The 11,024-nt window shown below is 55.0% G+C and carries 11 protein-coding genes; 3 read left to right on the forward strand and 8 right to left on the reverse strand.

Translation table 11 applies throughout. The features are described from left to right. Positions 1 to 225: 225 nt before the first annotated feature. The 6 genes from Poly51_RS05605 to Poly51_RS05630 all read right to left on the reverse strand — a co-directional run bounded on the left by Poly51_RS05605 (position 226) and on the right by Poly51_RS05630 (position 6,918). The gene (locus Poly51_RS05605; protein WP_146455000.1) at positions 226 to 474 is read right to left on the reverse strand and encodes a hypothetical protein; all 249 of its coding nucleotides are present in this window, start codon (positions 472 to 474) and stop codon (positions 226 to 228) included. Positions 475 to 603: 129 nt separating this feature from the next. Continuing rightward, positions 604 to 978 carry an Ig-like domain-containing protein gene (locus Poly51_RS30295; protein WP_186775357.1) on the reverse strand — a complete coding sequence of 125 codons (375 nt, stop codon included), beginning with the start codon at positions 976 to 978 and terminating at the stop codon, positions 604 to 606. Between the two features lie 1,302 nt (positions 979 to 2,280). After that, positions 2,281 to 2,856, reverse strand: a complete 576-nt coding sequence (locus tag Poly51_RS05615) for a DinB family protein (RefSeq protein ID WP_146455004.1) — start codon at positions 2,854 to 2,856, stop codon at positions 2,281 to 2,283. Between the two features lie 1,198 nt (positions 2,857 to 4,054). Beyond that, positions 4,055 to 4,420, reverse strand: a complete 366-nt coding sequence (locus tag Poly51_RS05620; protein WP_146455006.1) for a hypothetical protein — start codon at positions 4,418 to 4,420, stop codon at positions 4,055 to 4,057. A 211-nt stretch (positions 4,421 to 4,631) separates the two neighbouring features. Continuing rightward, entirely contained in the window at positions 4,632 to 4,913 is a 282-nt protein-coding gene (locus tag Poly51_RS05625) for a hypothetical protein (RefSeq protein WP_146455007.1), read from the reverse strand. Positions 4,914 to 6,306: 1,393 nt separating this feature from the next. Continuing rightward, complete coding sequence (locus Poly51_RS05630) at positions 6,307 to 6,918, reverse strand: hypothetical protein (protein WP_146455009.1); 612 nt, start codon at positions 6,916 to 6,918, stop codon at positions 6,307 to 6,309. Positions 6,919 to 7,151: 233 nt separating this feature from the next. Between Poly51_RS05630 and Poly51_RS05635 the strand changes: the two genes are divergently transcribed. Both Poly51_RS05635 and Poly51_RS31555 read left to right on the forward strand, forming a co-directional pair. Next, on the forward strand, positions 7,152 to 7,418 hold the full coding sequence (locus Poly51_RS05635) for a hypothetical protein (protein WP_146455011.1): 267 nt from the start codon (positions 7,152 to 7,154) through the stop codon (positions 7,416 to 7,418). A 311-nt stretch (positions 7,419 to 7,729) separates the two neighbouring features. Then, positions 7,730 to 7,864: a hypothetical protein gene (locus Poly51_RS31555; RefSeq protein WP_261343575.1), complete on the forward strand. Its 135-nt coding sequence runs from the start codon at positions 7,730 to 7,732 to the stop codon at positions 7,862 to 7,864. Between the two features lie 364 nt (positions 7,865 to 8,228). Here the strand turns inward: Poly51_RS31555 and Poly51_RS05640 are convergent, their stop codons facing one another. Continuing rightward, on the reverse strand, positions 8,229 to 8,576 hold the full coding sequence (locus tag Poly51_RS05640) for a hypothetical protein (protein ID WP_146455013.1): 348 nt from the start codon (positions 8,574 to 8,576) through the stop codon (positions 8,229 to 8,231). 771 nt (positions 8,577 to 9,347) lie between these two features. On the opposite strand from Poly51_RS05640, the gene Poly51_RS30300 reads away from it, so the two are divergent. Further along, positions 9,348 to 9,485: a hypothetical protein gene (locus tag Poly51_RS30300; RefSeq protein WP_186775358.1), complete on the forward strand. Its 138-nt coding sequence runs from the start codon at positions 9,348 to 9,350 to the stop codon at positions 9,483 to 9,485. 919 nt (positions 9,486 to 10,404) lie between these two features. On the opposite strand, the gene Poly51_RS05645 is transcribed toward Poly51_RS30300, so the two are convergent. Then, positions 10,405 to 10,860 (reverse strand): hypothetical protein, encoded by a 456-nt coding sequence (locus Poly51_RS05645; protein WP_146455015.1) that lies wholly within the window; start codon positions 10,858 to 10,860, stop codon positions 10,405 to 10,407. Positions 10,861 to 11,024: the final 164 nt, after the last annotated feature.

The following is an 11,024-nucleotide window of genomic DNA, read 5'->3' on the forward strand; positions in this document are numbered from 1 at the left end:
TGGATCAAGACGGTCGAAGCGCTGAGTCGCTAACGCAAAAGCCGAACGACAAACTTGCAATCGAGCGTTGCTGCAATCGCTAGTGCGAGCGAACAAGCCAAACACCTGAGCGGTCAGTCCGATAACGGTACGGTTCAGCGGGGCCGCGCGAGCGATTCTCCACCTCAAAAACGTCAATTCGCGGCCTCCGTTGCAACCGATGGTTCGCCGCCTTTATCCGGTCGGCTAAGTGAACAGTGAGGCGATCCAAAGTATAGCATCGGACATCGCAGGCATTCGGTACCCAGCGATAGCGCCCGCAGCAAGTCCGCAGGTGACGAAGACGATAACCACGAGCGTCGAGTCGAAGCCAGCGACGTACAGGAGCAACGCCGCAACGCACACGCCCAGAATTGCGCCGCAAAACGAACCGATCCAGCGATACGCGGTGTCATCAACGGATTCGGTTTGCTTCTCGGGATGTTTACGAACCATTGGCTGTTCCAGGCCGAAGCTATGAGTGGAGAAAGCACTTCAGTCGGCGAACGTTGGCCGTCACCGAGGACGGACGGTTGATTTTCCATTCGTAAAACCGCGCAAGCCGTCCTTCGGTGCACGGCTTGGTTACCCGCCGTTTTCAACGACGGTATAGGTGTAGTCAATAGCTAGGGTCGCGTTTTCTGGATCATCAGTGAACACTTCAACGTTCGCCTTGTGAGTGCCGGGCTCGGCGCTACGAATCTGTATCGCCAACAATTCTGTTTGTCCGGGCGGAACGACATCTCGATACTTGCGTAGTTGGGGTGATCGGCAGCCGCCACAGTGAGCTTGCAACCGCAGTGGTGTCGTTCCAGTGTTTGTAACGGTCACGAATTCATGAATCACATCGCCCTTCGCGACATTGCCGAGATTATTCTTGGAAACAATGAACTCTGCGGATGGCGAAGGAATAGAAGAAACGATCGAACCATGTGAAGTCAACGACGGTTTTGGGCTCATGTCGTGGCGAATTAATAGACAGGCGACTAAAGCGACGCCGCAAAATGTTAGAGCAGCAATTTGCGGGAACGAAATCTTCAATCTTTGCTCAGTCGGGTAACGGTGGCCATCACCGGGTGGCGGCGGTTGACGTGATTTCAAAAACACGTAACCACCGCCACTCCGGTGCATGGCATGGTTATCGGCATTTATGGACGGGCGTTGATCGAGTGCCGGGCAGTGGCAACCACGTCGCCACAGCTTAACGGGCATTGGTTCGGGCGGCAAGCAATTTGGCGTTGACCGGGTCGGCAAGTAAACGGGCATTATCGTCCGACGGTGCTTGTTGACGGTGAACGAAGGATCGAAAACGTTGTCGTTGGATCAGCAAACGAAGACAGCGAACACGTTCAAGAATTGCGAGCGGCTTGGAGGGAGGAAAGCGCAAACGGAGGATCAATACGTTTGAATCGCAGATTCGCTAACGCAAATGCCGAACGACAACTTTCCAATCGGGCGTTGCAGTAATCGTTTGTGCAAGCAAATAAGCGGAGCATCTGCGGAGTCAGTCCGATAACGTCCGCCGTCACCGGGCGGCGAGAGAAAAACTAACCATCAGGAAACGCGCTGTCGCCGCTCCGGTGCACGGCATGGTTCCCCGCAATCTTAGTTGTGGAAACCAGAGATTCGTCAGGAAACCGCCGAAGCAGTCCCCAACAGTCTCCGAGTACACGTTCAATGAACAACAGGCAAAACGCCATTGTTGGAATTGTAACAAACGCAAACGGCAGCCACGGAAGAATCGAAACGAGCAATCCGAAAAATCCAATGTGAAAACCGGGATGAGGCCTTGCGGAAGCCAAATTGCACCAAGCGACCGCGTGTGTGATACCCATCGCAATCGCCGTCAGAATAACGCCCCGATGACGTAGGGATCGGTCGTTGTCGAACAGTGCCGGCAACCCGCAAAGGAATGGGGCTACGTACATCGCGGGGATCGTCCACCACGGTGGCGCAGGATAGCCACGGCATGTTGCTGCGGTGTAGCACCCAACGATGTGTGCCACGCAGACGAATATGCATGTCGCCCAATGCAATCGAGGTTGGCGTGAAAAGTGTAGACGCAAGCTAGAAGGTTTCATGCGTGGAGCGGCGTCTGTGTCAGCATCCGCTGGCGTTTCATTCGGATTAGCGGATTGAGCTTCCAGTTCAGCGTCTCGTATCGGTGACCTCCGGTCGGGGAACGTTTGTGTTCACCAAGCCGCGGCGAACGATTCTCAATTGCCAAACCGCCCGGCTCCGCGGCTTTGGTGCAACACCTGGTTATTTGGTGTTCTCTTCGTCGGTGAAAACGCTGCGGCTGGCCTTGGTGCCCCAAGTTCGGTTATTGTGATCGCCAGACAATCCTGGCGCGATTGTTAGCCAGCGCCACTCGCCATCGTGGACCATGCGTGCGATCATCACAATTTGGCCGACGTGATATGTCAAATGAGTTACGGAACGAGTGAGTGCTAACGCGATTGTATGCGATTCACCCCTGATGAGTATGGTCTGACCGACGTTCTCAGCGTCAATTGATTCGATCGCGTTGACAAGCGCTGACCATCCGCGATCGAAGTGCTCCATCAGCGATTGCCGGTCTCCATCCCAATCAAGAAACTCGGCGTCACGATTTCGGTCAGGCTTTTCTCCGTCGGTAGTCAGGAAGTCTGTCCATCGGCTTTGAAGGTTGCCTCCAAGGTGGCGCAGGATTATCGCGACCGAGTTAGAGTCCTCCGTTGGACGCGAGTGGAGTTCGGCATCGGTCAACTGTGCGATGGTGGCGTCGATCATACGTCGGTAGGACGCAACCGTCTCACGCATCGCATCGAGCCATGTTGTCGAGTCGCACATTTTCATCGTGAGCCAAATAACGGTTCGGTTCAGCGGGTGGCGGGTGGAGACTTGCAAGCAAACGAAAACGCCGACCACCGCCACTCCGTTGCAACCGTTGGTTATCCGCTGGAATGGAGCGAAAATAGGCAGCTATCACGACGGCTTAGAGCCGTGGGCACCTGCGGTCCTGTGATTGCATCTAGGGCATATAGTTGTAGCGAGACCTATTTCTCGGGAGCAATTCGGGCATTTCGTGACGGCGTCTTTGTATTGCTTGCGGTCACGGATACGCCCGCGGTTGAGAACGTAGAAAAATGCAATGGCAATCGCCCCGAGCCAGGAGACAAGTGAAACTATGATGCATATGAGAGCGATTCCAGCATCGGTTGCGTACATCGACATTGACGAGGGCTTAGTGGTCGGTTCCTTCGGTGGATCGTATGGGTTATTCAATTCGTTCTCGGTGTTTGCATTCGGAAAAAGATCGCTTACCAGAGTTACGGATGAGCAAGCGACGGACTCAGGACCGCACGCGCCCAGTCGGATAACGGTGCCCGTCACCGAGGACGGACGGTTGAGATTCCATTCGAGCAAACACGCAAGCCGTCCTTCGGTGCACGGGTTGGTTCGCCGCTCCTCGGTCGGGTTACGTCGCTGGCGGATTTCCGAGGTAAAGCCGCTCTAGGTCTCGTTGCGATGATCTTACCATATAGCAGGTCACGGCGATGGTCGCTGCCCACAGGGCAATACCCGAAAGTATGGTTGTAATTACATGCGCGGCCCCGTGGCTACCGTCCGTTGTCATTTCGATTGCGACGCTTGCGATCGCGAACGGTGCGAGGCCAACGAACATTACGCGGAACATGTGTGCCAAAATCAACAATGCCTCCGCGAATTGAATCTTCTTTGGCGTTTGCCGGGACGCAGGACGTATTACACCGCGGTGTAACAACGTGAAGCGAATCGTTGGGTTGACTAGGCAACATGCGATCACGGTGGTCGCGAAAACCCATCTCGACTCATTGTCTGCGAAAAGCACGACGCCAAATGCAAAGATTGCCATCACGGCCAGCAACAACAGGTCGCGTTTCAATCTTCTGCACGTCAAAGCGTTTGAAGCCATCACGTAAGGCCATGCAAGTCGGCGAACGTTGGACATCACGGGGCACGGAAAGTTGACTATCCATTGCGAAAAACGCCGCAAGCCGTGCTCCCGTGCATGTCATTGTTCCCCGCCATCTGTGACGGAGGGTTGGTGGAGTGATGCGATAGGCTTAGGGAATGGAGTGATCACATAAACAACCGACGCAACAACACACAGCAGTGCCGTGAAAGTCAGCCCCCAGGACATGATTACATGCAACGTCATGTTGTAGTGTATCGTCACCGAGCCATCCGGAGCAACAAAGGTCTCATTCGCGATCATTGGCTCGATCAACAGACCTGAGCCAAAAAGCAAAGCAAGCCATGCAGAACAAGCGTAGAGAATCGACGCGGTCGAACGGTACCTTCGTAGTGCGACCGTTGCGGCAACGGCGAGTGAAACAAACGCTGCCAGCATAAACCAGTATTGCGATGATGCGTTCATAGGATGCCAACCGCAGCATTCGCGAAGTGTGGATCGGCGTGAAAGGTCGGACGGTTCATTTCAATCGGGGAACGCTACCCGTCACCGGGCCGGGAAGTTTGATTGCCCATTCGTGAAACCACGCAAGCCCGGCTCCGGTGCACGGGATGGTTATCCGAATACGGGCCATGATTCACGAGGGCGTTACGAGTACGGTTGTACTTGCCGTTGATTACGAACTCTCGGCAGTGCCAAAGGAAGCAGTGCAACGTCGGTAGCAGCGCATCGCAAGCCGATGCGAAGCAGTTGCGAATCCCGGAACTAACATCGCTATGACAAACCAGACGAGAGCCGGAAGTTTCATTTCATCAGTCAATGTTCGGAAGTAGACTGTAAAGAGAACAACAGCAATCAGCGCAAACAATGCAGCGGTTACTACAGAAACTCGCACGCCGCCGCGGATCCCTTCAAACAGTACTGCGTCATCATCATTTCGATTCTTTGCTTCGTCCATTTCGTTTGTCTCACTGTTAGAGGATGGTGGTGGTGTCTTTGTCGGATAACGGTGGCCATCACCGGGTGGCGGCGGTTGACGCGATCTCAAAAAAACGTGACCACCGCCACTCCGGTGCATGGCATGGTTATCGGCATTTATGGACGGGCGTTGATCGAACATCGGGAAGTGGCAACAACGCTGCCACAGCTTAACGGGCATTGGTTCGGGCGGCAAGCAATTTGGCGTTGACCGGGNCGGCAAGTAAACGGGCATTGTCGTCCGACGGCGTTTGCAGACGTTGAACGAANACTGGAAAACGGGGTCGATGGAAAAGCAAACGACAACATCGAGCACCATCGAGGACTGNGAGCGGCGTGGGTTGTGGCAATCGCCAACGGAGGATCAAGACGTCCGAATCGGCGAGTCGCTAACGCAAATGCCGAACGACGCACCGATGACCAAGCGTTGCAGCAATCGTTTGTGCAAGCGAATACGCGGAACATCTGCGGAGTCAGTCCGATAACGGTTGACATCACGGGGGACGGACGAACGATTGTCCATTTGTGTAAGCGCCGCAAGCCGTCCTCCCGTGCATGTCGTGGTTCTGGCTCTTGCGGCGGTTACCGACTCAGCCACGCCGAACCAGTCACATTGCCAATCAGCATACCACCAAATAATCGACCGCGCAACATCGAGCGCATCAATTGTCCGCGCGCCTTCGATCGCACGAATCAAGCGCGCATCTCCGAGCGCATCAGTCCGACCGCGCAAATTTGAGCGCACCAATCGACCGCGCATCTTCGAGCGCATCAATTGACCGCGCAACTTTTGAATGTCAGAACGTTTGCCATCACCGGGTGGCGGGGGACGACGTGACTTCGAGAAAACAAACGACCGCCACTCCGGTGCATGGCTTGGTTATCTGATTGCTGGGAACCGGGAGGCCGAAGAGCTTCGGATCAACCGACATTCTAGAGATGCAGCGTTGAGAGTGCAAATCGGAGACCCCGACGCCGGACCAGAAGTTCAAAACGGCTCTTCCCGAATAGCTAATGTCGTCGAGGCGGACTTTCCCCGCATCAGGCCGAACCCCACACTGGGCAAATCCGCGGCCAACCGAGATAGAGCCGAAGTCACCTTACTGCGAACGGGCGCGATCTCGAATATAGAACGACGACGCCATTGGAAGCAAGCCAATGTTCGGCCAGTGGAAGCGTATAAAACGATCTGAGCGGCGACGACGGTTGACGACCGTTATGACAACGTTCGCGTTCGGGAGAAAACGCCTGGAGCGACACGTTCAGATAACGGTTACGATCACCGAGCCGGAACGATAAATCTATGCTTCAAAAAGCACGCGCAAGTCCGGCTTCGCGTGCATCGTTTTGTTATCCGGCGATTGCCACTGGACTCAAGTTGGCCTAGGTGAAATCGCTCCGAATAGTTTTGAGAACATTCTTGCAGTATACATCACGCCAAGGAAGGCTGTGAAGAATAGGCCAGAAACGACAATGAGCCGATCATTCCACCCAAGCATTGCCAGTGAACGAACAGAGAAGTCCGGTAATTGCGAGTCGTAGTTTTGGAATACAAATCTGTGGAGTTCTCGTTCATTGGTAAGCACCGTTAAAGTGATCGCAACGGCACCAACACATATCAGCAATGTCGAGATGCTAAATTGAATATGTGAGCAATCAAATGAGATAATGGCAAAGCAGTAAATAGTCGCGGTCAAGAACAGGATGGACAAAGTGACGTTGAAGGCAAGGCTGTCATATCGCCATTTATTGGTTACGGTTCGGTCGTATTTTAACGCGCCAAACACCGAGGTGTCAGCTTGGACGGAGTGTATTCGTTGCGTAAGAGCGTCATTGCGAGGCCAACCACGAGAGTTCTGAGTAGTAAATTGATAGAGCCCTCCATTGAAGTAGCCCATGGTTGGCATGAGCTGAAGATTCGCGAACGAGATGAGTACCCAAATGGTCGATAAGGTGAAGAGTGCAATTCGAAGCGATTTGGCCATAGAGAATTCTAGCCGGATAACGTCCGGGATCACCGGGTGGGGACGAAAAAGGTAACCATCAGGAAACGGCCGCAAGCCCCACTCCGGTGCATCCCATGGTTATCAGACTTACAACGCTGCGCTTCGGGGTGGCAGTGGAGGAACATTCGCCCGCTGCCGCAAGCTTCCCATCTTAACGCAATTTGCCCCGCTCACGGGTGGGAAGTGGGTGGTGTTCCTGGAGATCCGTCGGGATGGGATACGATGCGTATCAACACCTGCGAGGCGGACTGCGGAAACGCCAGTGTAACGAAGCGGTTGCGGGTACGTCAAATTTGCCGACGATGATGGCCCGGAAGGGACAAGATCAATCGTCGTCGGCAAATTTGACGTTCCCGCAATGGGTTGAAGCGGCGAAAAACGTTCCAATGCGAACGCCCGTGACATCAGGCGTTGGTTACGCGGTTGCGGTCGAAACCACCTTGGAGGCGACGACGTTCCGTATCGGCGACGATCAATAAAGATGCGTGTCCAACGGAGATCGTCGCCGATACGGTACGTCGTCGCCGGGCGTGCAAGCAAACAGAAAAGCGTTGCCCCGCCAACTCGAGTATGAATTGATCGAGTAACCGTCAACGTTGGTTCAGGCATCGTTTGCAGTGAGTCAATCGTCATCCGAGTGAAGCCGTAGCGATGGCGTTGAGCGATCGGCATGGAATCCATGCGTAGGTTGTGCCCCGCAGGGCGCGAGGCGGGCAGCAAGTGTCCGCGGCCCAGTCGGATAACGTCTCACATCACCGGGTGGCGGCGATTGACGTGATTTCGAGAAAACGTGACCACCGCCACTCCGGTGCATGTGTTGGTTATCGGCATTTATGAACGGGCGTTGGTCGAGCATCGGGCAGTCGTTGCCACGCCGCCACAGTTTAGCGAGCGTTGGTTCACGCGGCAAGCAATTGGGCGTTGATCGGGTCGGCAAGTAAACGGGCATTGTCTTTCGACGGCGCTTGTTAACGGTAAGCGAAGGATCGAAAACGTTGTCGTTGGATCAGCAAACGACAACAGCAAACACGATCAAGGACTGCGAGCGGCGCGGGGTGTAGCAGTCGCGAACGGAGGATTAAGGCGTTTGGATCGCAAATTCGCTAACGCAAATGCAGAACGAAAAATTTACACTCGAGCGTTGCAGTAATCGCTAGTGCAAGCGTCAAACACCTGAGACGTCAGTCCGATAACGGTACGGTTCAGCGGGGCCGCGCGAACGACTCACCACTTCAAAAACGTCAACTCGCGGCCTCCGTTGCAACCGATGGTTCGCCGCTTTTGTGATCTCAGTCGATGAGACGAGTCGCTAGTGCGATTCCCCATGCAAGTGGAAGTAGAGACCCGAATAGTGTACCAGCAGCAATCCATGTCGGACGCCGAATGAGTGCAAGAACCGAAAAACCGAGTGTAAAGAATCCCGAAAGCAGCGCAATTGCCGGCAAAGCAATCAGCACCGTGCCGTGGTGCGCAAATCCAAACAGTGAGCATGCGGATGACAAGACGGTCGCCACAACCCCCGCAAGGAAGCACCGCAGTAGAAATTCTGTGTCGGTTTCAGCTTTTGCAATTTCTCGCTGGCGTTCGCGATCCGCAAGAAGAAAACGTCCACCGCAGAGTAAGTAGAGAATTGCCAACGCGAGAGCGTATTCTACGAGCAAAGATCGGCCACATTTGATTGCGGTATGCGAAATAATCTGTCGGCGAACGTTTCACATCACCGGGTGGCGGCGATAGACGTGATTCCAAAGAAACGTGACCACCGCCACTCCGGTGCATGTGTTGGTTATCGGCATTGATGGACGGGCGTTGACCGAGTGTTGGGCAGTGGTAACCACGTCGCCACAGCTTAACGGGCATTGGTTCGGGCGGCAAGCAATTGGGCGTTGATCGGGTCGGCAAGTAAACGGGCGTTATCGTCCGACGGTGCTTGTTGACGGTGAACGAAGGATCGAAAACGTTGTCGTTGGATCAGCGAACGACAACAGCGAACACGTTTAGGATCGCGAGGGGCTTGGAGGGTGGAAATCGCAAACGAAGGATCAATACGTTTGAATCGCAAATTAGCTAACGCAACTGCCGAACGACAACTTTCCAATCGGGCGTTGCAGCAATCGTTTGTGCAAGCAAATACGCGGAACATCTGAGGGGTCAGTCCGATAACGGTTGACATCACCGGGTGGCGGCGAAACGCTCGCAAGCAGACGAAAAATGCAACCACCGCCACTCCGGTGCATGTCTTGGTTATCCGCCGTGGCCCGCGGCCAAGGGGTTGCAGGTGGGAGCGTTAGCACGAGTATAGCCGGGAACTGGGCGACCGAGCAAGTTCGGGTACCCAAATCGCAACCGAAGGGGCGAGGAAACGAACGGTACGTCGCCATCATCTTGCCGCAAAGAAGTGGGCAAAGATGATGATGGCGACGTTCCGTTCGTTTCCGGAAGGTGGCAGCGGTGAAAAGGTATCCAACAGGGAAGAAGCCGCAAGCGACCGCGCACCGAGCAGCGTCTTGGAGGTCGCGACGTTCCGAATGGCCGGCGATCAATGAACCAGCGCGGCCAAAGAAGGATCGCCGGCCATTCGGTACGTCGCGACCGGGCGTGCAAGCAGACGAAAAAGCGTTGAAGCAGAGTTCGAGCATGAATGATTTGGAAGCACTGCGAACCGAGTAATTCGTTGCAGTGTGTTCGACGTTGCGAAACAGGACACGGCCAAGACGGCCTACGGGTCGGCGATTAATCGTCAGCGCCTGGATACCGAGCGTTCGTCGTTGAAGCGCGACGACCGCGCACCCAGTCGGATAACGGTTGGCATCACCGGGTGGCGGCGAACGTCGTGAATTCGAGAAAACCGCACCACCGCCACTCCGGTGCATGCCGTGGTTATCCCATTGCATTGAATCGAGCATTAAATCAGCGTTGGGCAGTTGTGACCACCGTTGCACAGCATAGCGGGCGTTGCGTCGGTCAGCAAGTTTCGAGCGTTGCCGACCGTCAGCGGATCGGGCACGGCGAACGAAGGGAGCCGAAACGCGGACTCTCTCGCCAATGGCGAGGCCCGGTGGGAAAAGACAAATAGAGCCATTGGCGAGAGAGTCCGCGTTTCGGCAGGCTGCAGCGGAGTAAGCCGTTCCAATGCCAAACGAGGTACAAGCTTCGGGAACGGGGAAACGTTGGCAGCAACTGGGAGAACGTGACGTTCCGCATCGCCGGAAAAAATCGATCAGCGCGACCAAGAGATTTTCCGGCGATGCGGTACGTCACGTTCGGCGGTGATTTCGACGCAACCGTTTGAGGAAAAGTCAGTCGGCATCGCCGGCAGTCGAGCGTTGCCGATCGAACCGCAACGAAGCACGACCAGTCGGCACCTCCGCGCATTAGTTGGGATAACGTCACCCGTCACCGGGCCGGGAAAGTTGATTGTCCATTCGTGAAACCTCGCAAGCCCGGCTCCGGTGCACGGGATGGTTACCCGCCGTCTTGGACTGTGTCTGTAGTGGATTCAAGTAGCGTAGCAGAAGGCTGGTACGGATTTCCGGTCTCGCTCGGGCGAACGGTGGAATCGCCCTGAGCGAATGGCGAATAGCCAGTCAGCGTATCACGTGGGACCAATACGAGCACGCCCAGTCCGAACAAAAGTCCAGAAAGCGCGATGAATTGGGAAATCGCAATCGGCGGACCAAAGAATGCGGCACCAATCCAAAGAATCATTGCCGTCGGGATTGCCAAGCCGTACACAAGACGCACGATCCAACGATTGCGAACGTACAGTCCGATTCCAAGCAATGGCATAAGCGTCAATCGAGAAGCGTAGTAAGCGAGCGATTCGGCTTGGTCGTCAACCAAGTCGCGGTAAGTCGCGACCGCAGTTAGCAGCAATAGCGAGCTTCCGATCAAACGAAGGTAGGTGACCCAGAGATTCAACGTTGCATTTCAGTTGAGGAGTAGGATGTCAGTCGGGTAACGTCCGGCGTCACCGGGCGGGGAGAGTAAAGTTGTCCATGTCAAATCCGGCCGCAAGCCCCGCTCCGTGTGCACGCCATGGTTATCGGCCATCTGTTGGTTCGAGTAATAGCTCGGAAACAACC

This window comes from Rubripirellula tenax, assembly GCF_007860125.1.
Classification (GTDB): domain Bacteria; phylum Planctomycetota; class Planctomycetia; order Pirellulales; family Pirellulaceae; genus Rubripirellula; species Rubripirellula tenax.